At 63.6% G+C, this 17,180-nt stretch carries 15 protein-coding genes; 8 read left to right on the top strand and 7 right to left on the bottom strand.

The window, feature by feature from the left end; translation table 11 throughout:
• Positions 1-10: 10 nt before the first annotated feature.
• A complete protein-coding gene (locus ACSHT2_RS11400) occupies positions 11-1,057 on the top strand; it encodes a peptidase M29 (protein ID WP_440641651.1) in 1,047 nt (348 codons plus the stop codon).
• On the opposite strand, the gene ACSHT2_RS11395 is transcribed toward ACSHT2_RS11400, so the two are convergent.
• From ACSHT2_RS11395 to ACSHT2_RS11375, 5 genes are read right to left on the bottom strand one after another with little or no spacing between them, the layout of a single operon-like run.
• A complete protein-coding gene (locus ACSHT2_RS11395; protein WP_440641650.1) occupies positions 1,054-2,046 on the bottom strand; it encodes a 3-hydroxybutyryl-CoA dehydrogenase in 993 nt (330 codons plus the stop codon). The two genes, ACSHT2_RS11400 and ACSHT2_RS11395, sit on opposite strands and share 4 nt — an antisense overlap.
• Positions 2,047-2,049: 3 nt before the next feature.
• Positions 2,050-3,138, bottom strand: coding sequence for an NAD/NADP octopine/nopaline dehydrogenase family protein (locus ACSHT2_RS11390; protein WP_440641649.1), 1,089 nt, complete (start codon positions 3,136-3,138; stop codon positions 2,050-2,052).
• Positions 3,135-4,670: a class I adenylate-forming enzyme family protein gene (locus ACSHT2_RS11385; RefSeq protein ID WP_440641648.1), complete on the bottom strand. Its 1,536-nt coding sequence runs from the start codon at positions 4,668-4,670 to the stop codon at positions 3,135-3,137. The genes ACSHT2_RS11390 and ACSHT2_RS11385 overlap by 4 nt, the downstream gene beginning before the upstream one ends.
• 2 nt (positions 4,671-4,672) lie before the next feature.
• Entirely contained in the window at positions 4,673-5,962 is a 1,290-nt protein-coding gene (locus ACSHT2_RS11380) for an acyl-CoA dehydrogenase family protein (RefSeq protein ID WP_440641647.1), read from the bottom strand.
• A gap of 12 nt (positions 5,963-5,974) precedes the next feature.
• Positions 5,975-6,790: an alpha/beta fold hydrolase gene (locus ACSHT2_RS11375; RefSeq protein WP_440641646.1), complete on the bottom strand. Its 816-nt coding sequence runs from the start codon at positions 6,788-6,790 to the stop codon at positions 5,975-5,977.
• Positions 6,791-6,983: 193 nt separating this feature from the next.
• Between ACSHT2_RS11375 and ACSHT2_RS11370 the strand changes: the two genes are divergently transcribed.
• The 4 genes from ACSHT2_RS11370 (at position 6,984) to ACSHT2_RS11355 (ending at position 12,379) form a co-directional block, all read left to right on the top strand.
• Positions 6,984-7,745 (top strand): SDR family NAD(P)-dependent oxidoreductase, encoded by a 762-nt coding sequence (locus tag ACSHT2_RS11370; protein WP_440641645.1) that lies wholly within the window; start codon positions 6,984-6,986, stop codon positions 7,743-7,745.
• A gap of 42 nt (positions 7,746-7,787) precedes the next feature.
• Positions 7,788-8,624, top strand: coding sequence for an enoyl-CoA hydratase family protein (locus ACSHT2_RS11365; protein ID WP_440641644.1), 837 nt, complete (start codon positions 7,788-7,790; stop codon positions 8,622-8,624).
• Positions 8,625-8,725: 101 nt separating this feature from the next.
• A complete protein-coding gene (locus ACSHT2_RS11360) occupies positions 8,726-11,077 on the top strand; it encodes a bifunctional salicylyl-CoA 5-hydroxylase/oxidoreductase (RefSeq protein WP_440641643.1) in 2,352 nt (783 codons plus the stop codon).
• A 51-nt stretch (positions 11,078-11,128) separates the two neighbouring features.
• Positions 11,129-12,379, top strand: coding sequence for a flavin-dependent oxidoreductase (locus ACSHT2_RS11355; protein WP_440641642.1), 1,251 nt, complete (start codon positions 11,129-11,131; stop codon positions 12,377-12,379).
• Positions 12,380-12,392: 13 nt separating this feature from the next.
• On the opposite strand, the gene ACSHT2_RS11350 is transcribed toward ACSHT2_RS11355, so the two are convergent.
• Positions 12,393-12,845 (bottom strand): cupin domain-containing protein, encoded by a 453-nt coding sequence (locus ACSHT2_RS11350; RefSeq protein ID WP_440641641.1) that lies wholly within the window; start codon positions 12,843-12,845, stop codon positions 12,393-12,395.
• A 30-nt stretch (positions 12,846-12,875) separates the two neighbouring features.
• A complete protein-coding gene (locus ACSHT2_RS11345; protein WP_440641640.1) occupies positions 12,876-14,051 on the bottom strand; it encodes an ABC transporter substrate-binding protein in 1,176 nt (391 codons plus the stop codon).
• A gap of 251 nt (positions 14,052-14,302) precedes the next feature.
• Between ACSHT2_RS11345 and ACSHT2_RS11340 the strand changes: the two genes are divergently transcribed.
• From ACSHT2_RS11340 to ACSHT2_RS11330, 3 genes are all read left to right on the top strand, one after another.
• Positions 14,303-14,821, top strand: a complete 519-nt coding sequence (locus tag ACSHT2_RS11340) for a MarR family winged helix-turn-helix transcriptional regulator (protein WP_440641639.1) — start codon at positions 14,303-14,305, stop codon at positions 14,819-14,821.
• A 147-nt stretch (positions 14,822-14,968) separates the two neighbouring features.
• The gene (locus ACSHT2_RS11335) at positions 14,969-16,660 is read left to right on the top strand and encodes a benzoate-CoA ligase family protein (protein WP_440641638.1); all 1,692 of its coding nucleotides are present in this window, start codon (positions 14,969-14,971) and stop codon (positions 16,658-16,660) included.
• Between the two features lie 15 nt (positions 16,661-16,675).
• Positions 16,676-17,140, top strand: coding sequence for a RidA family protein (locus tag ACSHT2_RS11330; protein ID WP_440641637.1), 465 nt, complete (start codon positions 16,676-16,678; stop codon positions 17,138-17,140).
• Positions 17,141-17,180 lie beyond the last annotated feature (40 nt).

Here is a 17,180-nt window from a genome sequence, read left to right as displayed (position 1 = left end):
GGAGAGAACCATGCTGGCCGATCGCATCGAAGCAAAATGGATTGACGCATTTTGCGAGATCTTTGAACGTTGCGCCGTCAAGGCTGGCGATACCGCGGCGATCCTCTCGGAAACCCAGTCGCGTGCGTTGAACGTGCATCTGGCGGAGCTTGCGCTACTGCGGATGGGAGCGCGGCCATTTCATGTGGTGATGCCGACACCGCGTAACCGGAATATCGTTCCGGTTCGTTCGACCGGAGCGAGCGAGGCGATCCAGCGCCTTGGACCGGTGATCAGCGCACTGCAGCAAGCCGGTTTCGTGGTGGATTGCACCGTCGAGGGCTTGATGCATGCCGTTGAGACGCCCGAGATATTGAAGGCCGGGGCGCGGATTTTGGTGATTTCCAACGAGCATCCCGAAGCGCTCGAGCGCATGGTGCCGGATTCCGCGCTCGAGAAGCGCGTTCGTGCGGCGGCCAAGATGTTGCGCGCGACCAAGCGGATGCGGGTGACCTCGAAGGCCGGCACAGCGCTCGATGTTGATATGGTCGGCGCGTCCACGGTCGGCGTGTGGGGCTGGACCGACAAACCCGGCACGCTGGCGCATTGGCCCGGTGGAATCGTCGTCAGTTTCCCCAAGAGCGGGACCATCAACGGCACGCTGGTGATGGCGCCCGGCGACATAAATCTCACTTTCAAGCGCTATCTGACGTCGCCTGTGAAGATGACGTTGAAGGACGACTATGTCGTCGAGCTGGAAGGCGAGGGCACGGATGCCGCGATGATGCGTGCCTACCTCGCCGCCTGGGGCGATCGCGAGGCCTATGCCGTCTCGCATGTCGGCTTCGGCATGAACCCCGGTGCGCGCTATGAAGCGCTGTCGATGTACGACCAGCGCGACACCAACGGCACCGAGATTCGGGCCGTCTCCGGCAATTTCCTGTTCTCGACCGGCGCGAATGAATTTGCAGGGCGCTACACGGCGGGACATTTCGACCTGCCGATGATGGGAACGACCATCGAGCTCGACGGCATTGCGGTGGTCCGGGAGGGCGTGCTCCAGGATGTCTTCGGCTAGTCGCGGTCGAGCACCGGGGGGCGTGCCAGTCCGAAGTGCCGGAGCAGATCGACCATGGCCTGGAGCCGCTTCGCGCGATAAGCGTCGACGTCGAGCCCGGAATAATCGAGAAAGCCTGCGCCCGTGCGCAAGCCGATCCGGCCTTCATGCATGTTGCGTGAGATGACGTCCGGCGCCCGGTAGCGCTCGCTGCCGAGCGCGCCTTCCAGATACCTGCTCGCGTAGTAAAGGATGTCGCCGCCGCCCCAATCGATGAATTCGAGCAGCCCGAGCACGGCGTAGCGGAAGCCGAAACCATAGCGGATCGCCTTGTCGATCTCTTCCGCGCTGGCGACACCTTCTTCGACCATGCGAGCGGCCTCGTTCATCGCCAGCGCCTGGATGCGCGGGACGATGAAACCAGGTGTCGCCGCGCAGACCACGGGCACCTTACCGATGCCTTCGAGCTGTGCCTTGACTTCGTCGATGATGGCGGGGTCAGTGGCCTTGCCGGGGGAAATTTCGACCAGCGGGATCAGATAGGCCGGATTGAGCCAATGCACGTTGAGAAAGCGACGAGGGTTCACGATTGCGCCGGAGAGATCGTCCACGAGAATGGTCGATGTCGTCGATGCAATGATCGTGTCCGGGCCGACTTGCCTTGAGGCGGCCGCCAGCACCTCCCGCTTGAGTTCGACGACCTCAGGAACGCCCTCGAAGACCATGCCGGCCTCAGAGAGCGCTGGACCGCTTTCGCCTGCCGCGACCACCGAGACCTGCGCGATGAGCGGCTCGACATCTGCTTCGCTCAGTAGCCCCAGCTTCGACAGGCTGGCAAAGGTCTTCCTGACTTCGCCGAGCGCGTCCGCTTCCAGCTTGGTGAAATCCTCGGCGGAGCGCATCTTGACGTCGATCATCGTGACCCTGTGGCCGGCATAGGCGAATGCCACGGCGATGCCGCGCCCCATGCGGCCGGCGCCGAGGCAGGCGATATTGACGCGGTTGGTCATCGATCAGAATCCATTGCGAAGCAGCGTCTGCAATTCGGCCTTCCTGAGATTGCCGAGCCCCAGCGCTTCGAGCGTTCGGCCACCTTGCGCGAAATCCTCGCCGCAGACCGCACCGCCGATCGACAGGAACGCTTTGGCCAGCGGTGTGGCCACGCCAGCCAGGCCTGCGACGGAGACCAGCAGTGACAGCCCGAGCCGCAGATCCTCGCGCATGTAGCGGTGATCGGTCAGCACGATCCGTTCGCGCCAGTCGCCGGAATCGGTCAGCCGGTCGTGCGAGCCGCGGCCATACATCCAGATCTCGCCCTCCTTCGCATAATGGTGAGCGAGCGGGAAATGCGGTGCATCATAGCCGAGTGCCTCGCGCACCGCGATCCGTTCGGCATCGAGCGCGTCGGTGACCCGACGGATCGCGGATTGGGTGCCTTCCTTGTGTATGTCCCAACGTTCGAAATGTTCGATCGGCCCTGCGTTCATCACGATCAGCGGCGGATGGATCATGGGTCCTGCATTCATCAGCGCGCCTGACAGCGCATCCCCGCACGGTTCGATCACACCCGGGAAAGCGCGTCCAATGACTTCGAGCGCGTGCGGTGCTTGGTTGAGCGGGAACACGCCCACCGGAAGTCGCTTGGCGCGGATGGTGATCGCGACCTCGAACGGTCCGTGCTTGCGGGTGAGCCAGGGCAGCGTGCCGGTCTCGGCAAAGCTTGCCTTGGCATGGTTGCCGGCATCCCGCGCCGCTTGGGCGAAGACCATCGAGCCGAACGTCGCCGGCGGCAGAAACACGACGTGGCCGTCTCGCAGATGCGGGGCGAGCAGGCGGGCGATATCCGGCTGTGCGAAGGCAGGGGCGGGGCACAGGATCAGGTCCGTGCCGCTGACGGCTTCGGCGATATCGGTCGTGACCAGCGCGAGCTGCACGTCGTGGCGGCCGTTGTGATCCTTGACCAGGATGCGCGCCCCCGCGGCACGATGTGCCGCGACCTGATCGGCATCGCGGCGCCAAAGCCGCACCTCATGCCCCGACAGCGCAAAATCGCCCGCGGCCGCGAAAGAGCCGTTCCCCCCACCCAGAACCGCAATCTTCAAGATGCTTCTCCTTGCGTGCGGGACTGCGCATCAAGCTGCTTCAGCAGGAAATGCTGGACCTTGCCCAGCGCAGTCCGCGGCAGATCGGTGACGAAGACGATCTCGCGCGGAACCTTGTAGCGCGCGAGTTGCATTTGAAGATGCGTCCTCAATTCGTCCGCCTCGAGCCGGCAGCCGGATCTCGCAATGACATAGGCGATCGGCACCTCGTCCCAGCGCGGGTCCGGCCGGCCGATCACGGCGCATTCGCTGACATCAGGATGTTCGAGCAGGACGCGCTCGACCTCGGCCGGGTAGACGTTTTCCCCGCCGGATATGATCATGTTCTTCTTGCGGTCGCGGACCCAGAAATAGCCGTCGGCATCGCACAGGCCGATATCGCCGGTGCGATACCAGCCGTCGTGCAAGGCGTCGCGCGTTGCGGCCTCGTTGCCCCAATATTCAAAGAACACGTTGGGCCCGCGCACCGCGATCTCTCCCGGCGTGCCCGCGGGCAGTTCGTTGCCGGCCTGATCAATCACCTTTGCTTCACAGCACAGGCCGGCAAGGCCGGTCGATCCCAAGCGCGAAAGATCTCCGCCGATCCTTGTGTAGATTGCGATCGGGCAGGTCTCGGTCGAGCCGTAGACCTGAAGCACCGGGACATCGCGCGCGACAAAACGCTCGATCAGGTGCGGAGGCACGATGGTCGAGCCTGTTGCAACGGCCTTGAGTGACGAAAGATCGGTCGTCGCCCAGGCAGGGTGCTCGCTCACGGCCTGAATGATCGCCGGCACCATCACGGTCAGCGTCGGCCGCTCCCGTTCGATAGCGGAAAGCGCGGTATCCGGCGTGAAGCGGGCGTGGATCGTGACGGTTGCGCCGAGCTGGAGCGCGGGCGTAGTCTGGATATTGAGACCGCCGACGTGGAAGAACGGCAAAATCGTCAGCACATGATCGTCGGACGTCATGTTGTGCATGTGCTGGCTCATGACTCCGTTCCAGAACAACGCCTCCTGACGCAGCACTGCGCCTTTTGGTCGTCCAGTCGTTCCTGACGTGTAGACGATCAGGAGCGGGCAGGAGAGGTCGGTGTGCGGGTTGCGGTCGCTGCCCTGGCTGCGGTACAGCAGCCCTTCGAATGTCACCCCGCGGGGTGGCTCGAAATCAAGGCCGACGACAGATGTCCCCGGCGCGGTCTGCGCCAGTTCGGGAAGAACTCCCCCAAAAGTCTGCTCAAGCACGAGAACCTTGGCACCGGCATCGCTGAGAATGAACAGCTGCTCGGCGATGGCAAGCCGCCAGTTCAGCGGCACCAGGATAGCCCCGAGCCGCGCGCACGCGTAGAGCAGCACCAGATAATCGGGCCGGTTCAGGCTCAGGATCGCGACACGGTCGCCGCGGCCGACGCCAAGCTCCTGCTTCAAGGCGGTCGCGGTCCGTTCGATGCGTGCGGCGAATGCCGCATAGCTCAGCCGCTTTCCTTCGAAGGAAATGGCCGTCTTGTCTGGCGCGAACGCCGCGTTGCGGTCGATCAGGCTACAGAGGTCCACCGTCAGTCGTCCGTTTCGCCGGCCTCGTACAGCGCTTCGCGCCCGATCCGGTCGAGGCAGAGCTCGGCGGTCCAGGGCAGCATCAGCGAGCCGCAGCGGCTGTCGCGATAGATCCGCTCGAGCGGCAGCGACCTGAGCATGGCCTGACCGCCGCAGGTGCGGATCGCGAGCGCGGCGAGCTCATTGGCGCCCTCCATCACCGAATACTGCGCGGCGTAGGCGCGCAGAACCTGTTCCTTGCTCGGATTGGCGCGCGCTTCGGTCACAGCTTGAAACCAGATTGCCTTGATCTGCTCCAGCTTGATCTGCATCTGCGCGACCGCGATCTGCTTGGTCGGGTACATCCGCCGCTTGACCGGCGGCATGCCCGGAACCTCGCCGCGCAAGTAGCGCACGGTGAAGTCATAGGCCGCTTGCGCGAGGCCCATATAGGTCGGCGACAGCGTCAGGAACATGTGCGGCCAGCGCATCGCGGCCTGGAAATAGACGCCGCGCGGCATCAGCGCGGAATCCTCCGGCACGAAGACGTCCTTGAACAGAAGCGTCCGCGAGACCGTGCCCCGCATGCCGAGCGGATCCCAGTCGCCGACGACCGAGACGCCTTGCGATTTTGCGGGGATCGCGAGGTAAAGCGTGTTGCGGCGCGAGGCCTTCTCGCCTTCTTCGATCTCGGTGCAAAGCACGCCGTAATAGTCGGCGTGGCCGGAGAGCGAGGCAAAGATTTTCTTGCCGTTGACGATCCAGCCGCCTTCGACCGGCCGTGCTTCTGTGCCGAAAGCAACACCGCCCGCAGCCGCTGCACCACCTTCGGAGAAGGGTTGCGAATAGATCGCGCCGTTCTCGACGATGCGCTTGTAGTGGACCGCGCGCCGCCGCTCATGCTCCGCACGCGTCTCCGTATCCATGTCGAGATCGTCGGCGAGGGGGCCCGACCACAGGGTCGAGCAGACATGCATGTTCCAGGTGAGCGCGGTCGCGCCGCAATAGCGGCCGATCTCGGCGGCCGCCAAGGCATAGGTCTGGTAGTTCGCGCCAAGTCCGCCGTGCTTCTTCGGGACGGCAATGCCGAGCAGGCCGACGCGATGCAGGTCGCGATAATTCTCTGTCGGGAAGATCGCCTCGCGATCGTAGGTCGCGGCGCGAGCGGCGAACACACTCTGGCCGATCTCGCGAGCGCGCGTGATGATGCCGGCCTGCTCGTCGCTCAAGCGGAATGCGACGGGATCGAAGATTGGCGCATCGAGCGCGACGTTGTCGGTTGCGCTGATCGGCTTGCTGGCTTGCATGGTCATTGCGCAATCACCTTACGCTTTGGTCGTAACGGAGTTCAGGAAACGGCCGAGAGCTTCGTCGAAGGCATCAGGACGTTCCAGGTTGGCGAGATGGCCGACGCCGGCGAGTTCGACATATTCAGCCCCAGGAATATAGGTCGCCGTCTTTGCCATCATCGGCGCAGGCGCATTGTTGTCCCTGGAGCCGGACAGCAGCAGCGTCGGGACGGAAATATCCCCGAGTGTGCTACGCTGATCGAAGCCGATGAGAGCCAGCATCATGGCGCGATAGCTTGCCTCAGGCACGCTCCCCATACATTCGCGCGCCAGCTCCATCCCGTTCGGATCGGGATCATCGCCGACCAGCTCCTTCACCAGCGTTGGCGCCAGCGACTTCATCGTCTCCCCGCGATCAAGCGGCCCGAGCCGCGCCGCGATGAATGATTTCTGCCAGTCGCCATCGGTCTTGCCGAAGGCAGGGCTGGTCTGCGCCAGCACGACCGCACGTGCCAGTTTGGGGGACTGCACCAGCCACTTCTGGACGATCATGCCGCCGATGGAATGGCCGACCAGAATAGGCTTAACCGCACCAAGCTGCTCGATGAACTGCTGAAGCGCATCGGCCAGGGCAGCGATGCTGACGCTGGCGAGTGGCGCCGATCCGCCATAGCCCGGCATATCCCATGCGATCGCGCGGAAGCGGTCGCCGAATATGGCAAGCTGCCGCCTCCAGCTTCGCGCCGCGCCGCCAATGCCATGCAGGAAAATCAGGGGTATCGCGCCCGGATCGCCCGCGGCTTCATAGGCGAAGCGTCCGTCCTTTGTTATCATTGGCGCAGGCTGCGGCACGCGACATCCTTTTGCTTGGCCCATCGATGCTAACAGGCCTGTGGGGGATGGGAAGAGATAATTTTATACTTAAAGCAATTTCCGGGCCGCTTCTGTGCGGCGGCATTCCGGGGGCGAGCGCCGCTTTCGTTGCAAAAATTTGAAGGTTAAAATATATCGGAAGAACGATCACAAGATCCGAGGGAGTCGCCGCATGTCCGGATTGCCGCACTCGCCGCACGCGCTGGTGACCGGCGGCGGTCGCGGCATCGGCCGTGCGATAGCTGCCTCTCTCGTCGGCGCCGGCGCGACCGTAACCGTCCTTGGCCGCAATGCGGCGGTTCTCGAAGAGGCGGTGAATGCAGGTGCCGCGCACTTTACGGCTATCGCTGATGTCTCGAATGAAGCGTCTCTGAAAGCCGCCATCGCCGAAGCGAGTGCGCGCAAGCCGATCGACATCCTGATTGCCAACGCGGGCAGCGCTGAATCGGCGCCGTTTGCGAAATCGGACGCCGCTCTTTTTGCGCGCATGATGGATGTCAATTTCATGGGCGTTGTGCATGCCGTCCAGGCTGTGCTGCCGGGCATGAAGGATCGCCCCTATGGCCGTATTGTCGCGGTCGCGTCGACGGCCGGGCTCAAGGGCTATGCCTACGTCAGCGCGTACGCTGCTGCCAAGCACGCCGTAGTCGGTCTCGTGCGTTCGCTCGCTCTCGAGATTGCCGGAAGCAATGTCACCGTGAATGCGGTGTGTCCCGGCTTCGCCGACACCGATCTCGTTGCAGGAAGCATCGAGAACATCATCAAGAAGACAGGCCGAACCCGCGAGCAGGCGGTCGCAGAGCTCGCGAAACACAATCCGCAAGGACGCCTGATCACGCCCCAGGAGGTGGCAGACGCGGTTCTCTGGCTGTGCGGTGAGGGCGCTAGCGCAATCACAGGGCAGGCGATTGCCGTGGCTGGGGGCGAGGTCTAGCGTGCCTGGTGCAGTCGCGGAAAAAGAAGCCAAGGAGATCGCATGAGCAGACCCGCCAATCCCGTCACCGTGCCGCTTGCAGACTACTCGCCGCAACACTTTATGCTGGCTGTGGTCGACGGCGTTGCGACGGTCACGCTCAACCGCCCCGAGCGAAAGAATCCGCTGACCTTCGAAAGCTACCGGGAGCTGACCGATTTCTTCCGTGCCTGCGCCTTCGACGATGCAGTCAAATCCATCGTCGTCACCGGTGCCGGCGGCAATTTCTCGTCGGGCGGCGACGTGTTCGAGATCATCGGCCCGCTCGTGAAGATGGACACCAAGGGGTTGACCGCCTTCACGCGGATGACCGGCGAGCTCGTCAAGGCGATGCGGGCCTGTCCGCAGCCGATCGTGGCCGCGGTCGAGGGCATCTGCGCCGGGGCCGGGGCGATCATCGCCATGGCATCTGACATGCGCCTTGCGGCGAGCGGGGCCAAGGTGGCGTTCCTGTTCAACAAGGTGGGGCTGGCCGGCTGCGACATGGGTGCCTGCGCAATCCTGCCGCGGATCATCGGGCAGTCGCGCGCCTCCGAGCTGCTCTACACCGGCCGGTTCATGACCGCGGAAGAGGGCGAACGCTGGGGCTTCTTCAGCCGCATCGTCACGCCGGAGCAGGTGCTGCCTCAGGCGCAAATTCTGGCGAAGCAGATCGCGGAAGGGCCGACTTTCGCCAACACCATGACCAAGCGGATGCTGGCCATGGAATGGGCGATGTCGGTGGAGGAGGCGATCGAGGCGGAGGCCGTTGCCCAAGCGTTGTGCATGACCACGGCGGATTTCGAGCGGGCCTTCGAGGCATTCGCCAACAAGGTCAAGCCGGTCTTCCGGGGCGACTAGGCCGATCGCCTTGACGCCGGCCAGGCCAGCAACGAGGACTTGCGCCAAATTATTTTAGGCTTAAAATAGTTTCCATGGCCGGGTGAATTGGCGAGGCTCCCATGAAAGTCGCGATCATCGGTGGCGGACCTGCGGGTCTCTATGCTGCGATCCTGCTCAAGAAGCAGCGCCCGGCCGCCGACATCACGGTGTACGAGCGCAATCGGGCCGACGACACTTTCGGCTTCGGCGTGGTGTTCTCGGATGCGACGCTCGATAACTTCGAGAAGCACGATCTTCCGAGCTACCGCCGCATCACCCAGGAATTTGCCTACTGGGACGACATTGCCGTGCATTTCCGCGGCACGGTGCACCGGGTCGGCGGCAACGGCTTTTGCGGCTGCTCGCGACGCAAGCTGCTTCTGATCCTTCAGGAGCGGGCTCGCGAGCTTGGTGTCGTCCTGCATTTCGAGGTGGACATCGACGACGAGTCCCGCTTCGCCGATGCCGATCTCATTCTCATCGCCGACGGCATCAACAGCCGCTTCCGCGAGAAATACGTCGACCATTTCCAGCCTGAGGTCGACATCCGCTCCAACAAATTCGCCTGGATGGGATCGACCAGGCCGCTCGATGCCTTCACTTTCATCTTCCAGGAGACCGAGTGGGGGCCGTTCATCGCCCATGCCTATCAGTATGAGGCCGGGCATTCGACCTGGATCTTCGAGACCGATCCGGAGACGTTCGAGCGGGCGGGGCTGACGGGGCTGGACGAAGTTCAGTCCGCCGCGCGGATGGCAGACATCTTCGGCTGGTTCCTCGGCGGGCATCAATTGCTGACCAACCGCTCGATGTGGCGCAACTTCCCCATGATCCGCAGCAAGCGCTGGTTCAAGGATAACATGGTTCTGCTCGGCGACGCCAAGGCCAGCGCACATTTCTCCATCGGCTCAGGCACCAAGCTCGCGATGGAAGACGCGATCGCGCTGGCCGAAGCCATGGAGAAGGCGCCCAGCATCGAGGCGGCGCTGGACGTTTATGAGCACGGCCGCCGCGAGGAGGTCGAGAAGACGCAGCATGCCGCCGACGTCTCGCTGGTCTGGTTCGAGCATGTCGACCGCTTCTGGGATTTTGACCCCGTGCAGTTCGCCTTCGGAGTCATGACGCGCTCGAAGGCGATCACCTATGACAATCTGAAGCTCCGCGCGCCGGATTTCGTGGCGGAGGTCGAGAGGTCGTTTGCCAGGCAGGTGCGCAGCAGCGGCTTCGATGTCGATACCGATCGACCGATGGTGCCGCTGTTCCAGCCGTTCCGCTTGCGTGAGATGAAGCTCGCCAATCGCGCGGTGATGTCGCCGATGTGCATGTATTCGGCGAAGGAAGGCGTGCCGACGGACTTCCACCTCGTGCATTACGGCTCCCGTGCGATCGGCGGCGCCGGGCTGATCTTCACCGAGATGACCTGCGTTAGCCGCGATGCCCGGATCACGCCCGGCTGCGCCGGCCTGTGGAACGACGAGCAGGAAGCCGCATGGCTGCGCATCGTGGACTTCGTCCACGGCAACTCGGCCGCAAAGATCTGCCTTCAGTTGGGGCACGCCGGTCGCAAGGGCGCGACCAAGCTGATGTGGGACGGTATGGACCGGCCTCTGGACGAAGGCGGCTGGGAAACCGTTTCGGCATCGCCGCTGCCCTATTTCCCCGACAGCCAAGTGCCGCGCGAGCTCGACCGTTCCGGCATGAATGCGGTGAGGGATGCTTTCGTCGCGGCGGCCGAGCGCGGCGAGCGCTGCGGTTTCGACATGCTCGAATTGCACTGCGCCCACGGCTATCTGCTCGCCAGCTTCATCTCGCCTCTGACCAACACCCGCACGGACGAGTATGGCGGCTCGCTCGCCAACCGTCTGCGGTTCCCGCTCGAAATCTTCGAGGCTCTACGTGCGGTATGGCCGTCGCACAAGCCGATGTCGGTGCGGATCTCCGCCACCGACTGGGCTGACGGTGGCATCACCGGCGATGATGCCGTCGCCATCGGGCGCGCCTTCGCCGAGGCGGGTGTCGATCTCGTCGACGTCTCGACCGGCCAGACCGTGCGCGATGCACAGCCGGTCTACGGGCGCATGTTCCAGACGCCGTTCTCCGATCAGGTCCGCAACGAGGCGCGCGTGGCCACCATGTGCGTCGGCAACATCACCACGGCGGACCAGGCCAACACCATTTTGGCCGCCGGCCGTGCGGATCTCGTGGCGCTCGGCCGTCCGCATCTCGTCGACCCGTTCTTCACCATGAAGGCGGCGGCCTGGTACGGGGCAAACGACGCCTTCTGTCCGCCGCAATACCTGCCCGGAAAAGAGCAAATTTTCCGCAACAGCGTGCGCGACCGGCAGGATCTCGAGGAGCTGAGAATTAAGGCTAAGCCCAAGACCCGGGCCGAGCTCAAGGCAGAGGCGACAAAGCCGCTTGCGGCGGAGTGACCGCCCGTGCGACGTTGACCCATTGCCTGTGTTTCGAGTGGAGTTAGGGCGATGAAGGCGATTATCGTCGGTGGCGGTATCGGTGGTCTCACCACGGCATTGATGTTCCGCTCGCGCGGCCTGGATTGCGAGATCTACGAACAGGCCGACACCATTCGCGAGCTCGGTGTCGGCATCAACACGCTACCGCATGCGATGCGCGAGTTGGCCGGGCTCGGTCTGTTGCAGAGGCTCGACGACGTCGCGATCCGCACCGATCAGCTCTATTACCTCAACCGCCACGGCCAGGAGGTCTGGCGCGAAGCCCGCGGCATCGACGCCGGTCACGATGTGCCGCAATTCTCGATCCATCGTGGGCGCCTTCAGGGCGTCATTCATCGCGCGGTCGAGGAGCGGCTCGGGCTGGACGCAATTCACACCGGCTGCCGGCTTGGTGCGTTCACGCAGGATGAGGGCGGCGTCACCGCTTACTTCTTCGATCGTGCCGGCACGCACGTCCACACCGCGCGTGGCGATATCCTGATCGGCGCTGACGGTATCCACTCACGCGTCCGGGAGACGCTGTTCCCGAACGAGGGGCCGCCGTGCTGGAACGGCTTGATGCTGTGGCGCGGCGCCCGCGACTGGCCGCTGTTCCTCACCGGCAAATCGATGATCGTGGCCGGCGGTCTCAATGCCAAGGTGGTGATCTATCCGATCGCGGAAGGATCGAGCCCGGCGAGCCGCCTGACCAATTGGGCGGTGCTGGTGAAGGTGGGCGAAGGCAATGCGCCGCCGCCGCGGAAAGAAGACTGGTCGCGGCCGGGGCGGCGTGAGGAACTGATGCCGCATGTGGCACGCTTCTCCGTGCCGTATATTGACGTCAAGAGCCTGATCTCGGCGACGCCCGAATTCTACGAGTATCCGACCTGCGACCGCGATCCCTTGCCCTATTGGTCGTCCGGGCGCGTCACGCTACTCGGCGATGCCGCGCATCCCATGTATCCGGTCGGCTCGAACGGCGCCTCGCAGGCGATCCTCGACGCGCGCTGCCTTGCGGATGCGCTGGTGCGTGCCGAGCATCCGCGCCAGGCGCTGCTGGAATACGAGAAGAAGCGCCTACCGATGACGGCGGATATCGTTCGCTCCAACCGGCGCGGCGGCCCTGAGGGCGTCATCGACGCCGTCGAGCAGCTTGCGCCTGACGGCTTCGACAATGTCGACAACGTCCTGAGCTATTCCCAGCGCGAGGCGATCGTGCGCGGCTACGCCACCAAGGCCGGTTTTGCCGCTGTCCCGGGACTTGCGGCGGTACGAGCCTGACGCGCGCCGTTAGCTAGCCGGGCGGCGGCGGCAGGAAGTGGATGTTGAACTCGGCCGCCAGCGCAACCACGTCCTCGGGCTTCTGCTCCTTCATGTTGTGAAGGCCCCAGAACAGGTCGAACAGCTTCCGGCTTGGCGAGACCCAGAACAGCACTTTTGCGGTCTGCTCCGACTTGTTGAAGATGCCGTGCGGCACGCCCATGCCGAGGCGGATCAGGTCGCCGGCGGTTGCCTGCGCCTCCGAATTGCCGAGCATGAAATCGAGCTTTCCCTCCAGCATGTAGAGATACTCATCCTGGTCGGGATGGATGTGCGGCGGCACGAACGTGCCCGGCGGCAGCGTCGCATGCCAGGAGAAGCTGTGTTCGGCGTAGCTCTTCGGCACGTAGGTCTGGCCCAGGATGTTCCATGAAATGCCCTGGATGCCTTCATTGGCCCGGGTAATGCCGGTGATTTCGCTCTTCATTGCAGTCCTCCCGTAACGCGATACACGGCCTCACTTCGCCGCCTTGCAGTCCTTGGCATAGCGGTCGCCGTAATTCTCAAACACCTTCTGCACGATCTCGGTCTGGAACTTGCCGTCCGGACGCTTGGCGACCTTGGTCAAGTAGAAATCCTGGATCGGATAGCCGTTGGTGTTGAACTTGAAGGTCCCGCGCAGCGAGGTGAAGTCGGCTTTCTTCAGAGCGGCGGCGACTGCGTCCTTGTTGGAGAGGTCGCCCTTCACGGACTTGACCGCGCTGTCGATCAGCATCGCGGCATCGTAGGCTTGGAAGGCGTAGGTGCCGGGAACGCTCTTATAGGCGGCTTCATAGGCGGCGACGAACTTCTTGTTCTGAGGGTTGTCGAGATTGGGCGCCCAGTTCGCGCCGCCGAACATGCCGACCGCGGCGTCCTGCTGCGCCGGCAGGGTCGATTCATCCACCGTGAAGGCCGAGAGCACCGGGATGGTGTCGGCAAGGCCGGCCTGCCGGTATTGCTTGACGAGATTGACGCCGAGGCCGCCGGGCATGAACGTGAAGAGAGCATCGGGCTTCTGCGAGGAGATCTTGGACAATTCCGGCTGGAAATCCAGCGTGTTCAGCGGCATGTAGGATTCCTCGACGATCTCGCCCTTGTAGTCGAGCTTGAAGCCCGCCACCGAATCCTTGCCGGCCTGATAGTTCGGGACCATCAGGTACATGCGCTTGTAGCCGCGATCCTGCGCGACCTTGCCGAGGATCTCGTGAACCTGATCGTTCTGATACGACGTCACGTAGAAGAACGGGTTGCAATCCTTGCCGGCAAAGGTCGACGGCCCGGCATTGGGGCTGATCAGGAAGGTTTTCGATTCCGTGATGGGCCGGTGGATCGCCTGGAGGATGTTGGAGAAGATCGGTCCGACCACGAAATCGACCTTCTCGCGCTCAAGAAGGCCCTTGACCTTGGTCACGGCTGCGTCCGGCTTCAACTCGTCGTCGACGACGACGACCTCGACATCGCGGCCGCCCATCTTGTTGCCGAGATCCTTCACTGCGAGCGTGAAACCGTCGCGAACCTGTTGGCCAAGCGCGGCGGCAGGTCCCGACAGGGTCACGATCACACCCAGCTTGATTTTTTCCTGGGCGAGGGCAGGGGTCACCACAGTACCGAGCACCACGGCGGCTGCGGCCAAGGTCATTTGCGTCTTCATGATCTGTCCCTCGTAACGATCGGCTTGCGCTGCAAGCCTCGTACTCCAATCCAAGCTTATGCCGATGATGACCGCCGCGGCAAGCCGAGCTCGAGGCGTCGCATCCTGCGGGCAGCTGCGCATGCAAGCAGCGCGCCAATTATTTGAAGCCTAAAGAAATTGGTGGTGCGGTCGATTGTTGCAGCTTTGGACTTGCAGCCGGCTCCGATTTACTTGAAGCTCAAAACGTTGGGGAATCCGTGCCGGCGCCAATGCCGGCCGTGAGTGACTGCATCAACATGCTCGATTCCGAGACCAAGGCCGTCGAAACGCCGGAGGACCACGCCGAAGAGCTTCGGCTGTGGCTGCGTCTTCTGACCTGTACGACGCTGATCGAGGGCGAGGTTCGCGGTCGGCTGCGGCAGCGGTTCGAGGTCACCTTGCCGCGTTTCGATCTGATGGCACAGCTCGATAAGGCTCCGGACGGCATGACGCTGTCCGATGTCTCCAAGCGCATGATGGTGTCGAACGGCAACGTGACCGGCCTGGTCGAGCGTCTCGTGGAATCCGGCCATCTCGACCGGCGGACCTCGGAGACGGACCGCCGCGTCCAGGTGATCCGCCTCACAAAGCTCGGACGTGCCGAGTTTCGCAGGATGGCTGCGGAGCACGAAACCTGGATCGCCGATCTCTTCGCCGACCTGACGCCGAAGGATGTGCGCGAATTGATGCGGCTGCTGGCCAAGACCAAGGCCTCGGCGCAGAAATCGGCCGCGCGCCGCCGGCCATAAGAAGGCCGGCCGAGCAGGCCGCCGATCCCCTTTGCCGCACGAAAAAGCACGGCATGCCCAAAATCCACTATTGCGCCGAATTGTTTTAAGCATAAAATGATTCCAGATCGTGCTGCCGGGTGCAATCCATGCTGAAAGGAGCGTGCGATGGCCAACGCCGCCAAGATTCAAGTGACGGGCTCGCATGACGGCAACGCCGCGACGGCCCATGTGGACACGTTCGCGCTGGAGAATCTGCCGCCGCGCGAGCTCTGGCCCGAATTCGTTTTTGCGCGGCCGGAGTTGCGCTATCCGCCGCGATTGAACTGTGTCAGCTATTTTCTCGACCGCTGGGTGGAGCAGGGCCATGGCGACGCCCCTTGCGTCATCAGCCCCGTCGTCAGCTACACTTATCGCGAGCTGCAAGCACTCGTGAACCGCATCGCCAATGTGCTGGTCGGCCAGCTGGGTCTCGTCACGGGCGGGCGCGTGCTGCTGCGCTCGGCCAACAATCCGATGATGGTTGCGACCTATCTGGCCGTGATCAAGGCGGGCGGAATTTGCGTCGCGACGATGCCGCTGTTGCGCGCGAAGGAGCTGTCCTATCCGATTCAGAAGGCGGAGATCACGCTGGCGCTGTGCGACGGAAAACTGTCCGAGGAGATGGAAAAGGCGAAAGCTGAGGCGCCCAAGCTCGGCCGCGTCGTGTATTGGGGTAACGGCGCGACCGACTCGCTCGAGGCGCTCATCGCCGACGTCAGTTCGGAGTTCAAGGCCGTCGATACCGCCGCCGACGACGTTTGCCTGATCGCATTCACGTCGGGCACGACAGGCGATCCCAAGGGAACCATGCATTTCCACCGCGACATGCTCGCGGTCTGCGACGGCTATGCGCGCAACATCTTGCGCGCCGAGCAGCAGGATCGTTTCATCGGCTCGGCCCCGCTCGCCTTCACCTTCGGCTTCGGCGGCGTGCTGTTTCCGATGCATATCGGCGCCTCCTTCGTCGTGCTTGAGAAGACGACGCCGGACGACTTGCTGTCGGCGATCGAGCAATACAAGACCACAGTCTGCTTCACGGCGCCGACCGCATACCGCGCCATGATCGGCAAGCTTTCGGGTCGGGACATTTCTTCGCTACGCAAATGCGTCTCCGCGGGCGAGACACTGCCCAAGCCGACATTCGATGCCTGGCTCAAGGCCACCGGCATCAAGCTGATGGATGGCATCGGTTCGACCGAGATGCTGCACATCTTCATCAGCGCGACCGAGGACGAGATCCGCCCCGGCGCCACCGGAAAGCCCGTGCCGGGCTATGAAGCCAAGATCGTCGACGATGAGGGCCGCGACCTGCCGCCTGGAACGATGGGCCGTCTCGCCGTGCGCGGGCCGACCGGCTGCCGCTATCTGGCCGACGAGCGGCAGAGGAAGTACGTCCAGAACGGCTGGAACATCACCGGCGACACCTATCTGATGGATAGCGACGGCTATTTCTGGTACCAGTCGCGCTCCGACGACATGATCGTGTCGGCCGGTTACAACATCGCGGGCACGGATGTCGAAGCGGCGCTGCTCACGCATCCGGCGGTCGCTGAGTGCGGTGTGGTCGGCGCTCCGGACGAGGCGCGCGGCATGATCGTGAAGGCCTATGTCATCGCCGCACCTGGCGTGACGCCTGACGCTCAGCTCGTGGCCGAGCTGCAGGAGCATGTCAAACGCGAGATCGCGCCGTACAAATATCCGCGCGCCATCGAGTTCGTGACGCAATTGCCGAAGACCGAGACCGGCAAGCTGAAGCGCTTTGCCCTGCGGCAAGTGGCGCACGCCGCCGTGGCGTCCTCGGGCGTCGCGGCGGAATGAGAAAAGGATAGAGAATTGTCCGTGACGACCCCGGAAGGCCCGCAGCTCACGGTACTGCCGACCGTCGATGAGAGTGACGTCCGGTCGGTGGCGCAGATCCTCCAGCCGTCAGGCTGGCCGGCGCCGAAAGGCTATGCCAACGGCATGGCTGCCGAAGGGCGCATCGTCGTCACCGGCGGGGTGATCGGCTGGGACGCGAAAGAGCGCCTCGCGGAAGGCTTCGTCGCGCAGGTGCGTCAGACCTTGAGCAACATCGCCGCGATCCTGGCCGAGGCCGGTGCCCGGCCCGAGCACCTCGTGCGCCTGACCTGGTACGTCGTCGACATGGACGAGTACCAGGCCAACCTGAAGGAACTGGGCAGGGTCTATCGCGACGTCTTCGGAGCGCACTATCCTGCGATGGCGCTGGTTCAGGTGGTCCGCCTCGTGGAGAAGGCGGCGCGCGTCGAAATCGAAGCCACCGCCGTCATTCCTCGCTGAACTCTGCCGCGATCGGCTCGCCTTGATCAGCTCGCCTTGG

The organism is Bradyrhizobium sp. PUT101 (assembly GCF_052043945.1).
Classification (GTDB): domain Bacteria; phylum Pseudomonadota; class Alphaproteobacteria; order Rhizobiales; family Xanthobacteraceae; genus Bradyrhizobium.
The sequence above is the reverse complement of the archived record's forward strand: the minus strand, read 5'-3'. Positions and strand labels throughout refer to the sequence as shown.

Coding starts and splice junctions, on each gene's coding strand:
- ACSHT2_RS11400 (WP_440641651.1), top strand. CDS start 11: ATGCTGGCCGATCGCATCGAAGCAAAATGGATTGACGCATTTTGCGAG.
- ACSHT2_RS11395 (WP_440641650.1), bottom strand. CDS start 2,046: ATGACCAACCGCGTCAATATCGCCTGCCTCGGCGCCGGCCGCATGGGG.
- ACSHT2_RS11380 (WP_440641647.1), bottom strand. CDS start 5,962: ATGACCATGCAAGCCAGCAAGCCGATCAGCGCAACCGACAACGTCGCG.
- ACSHT2_RS11370 (WP_440641645.1), top strand. CDS start 6,984: ATGTCCGGATTGCCGCACTCGCCGCACGCGCTGGTGACCGGCGGCGGT.
- ACSHT2_RS11365 (WP_440641644.1), top strand. CDS start 7,788: ATGAGCAGACCCGCCAATCCCGTCACCGTGCCGCTTGCAGACTACTCG.
- ACSHT2_RS11360 (WP_440641643.1), top strand. CDS start 8,726: ATGAAAGTCGCGATCATCGGTGGCGGACCTGCGGGTCTCTATGCTGCG.
- ACSHT2_RS11355 (WP_440641642.1), top strand. CDS start 11,129: ATGAAGGCGATTATCGTCGGTGGCGGTATCGGTGGTCTCACCACGGCA.
- ACSHT2_RS11350 (WP_440641641.1), bottom strand. CDS start 12,845: ATGAAGAGCGAAATCACCGGCATTACCCGGGCCAATGAAGGCATCCAG.
- ACSHT2_RS11345 (WP_440641640.1), bottom strand. CDS start 14,051: ATGAAGACGCAAATGACCTTGGCCGCAGCCGCCGTGGTGCTCGGTACT.
- ACSHT2_RS11340 (WP_440641639.1), top strand. CDS start 14,303: ATGCCGGCCGTGAGTGACTGCATCAACATGCTCGATTCCGAGACCAAG.
- ACSHT2_RS11335 (WP_440641638.1), top strand. CDS start 14,969: ATGGCCAACGCCGCCAAGATTCAAGTGACGGGCTCGCATGACGGCAAC.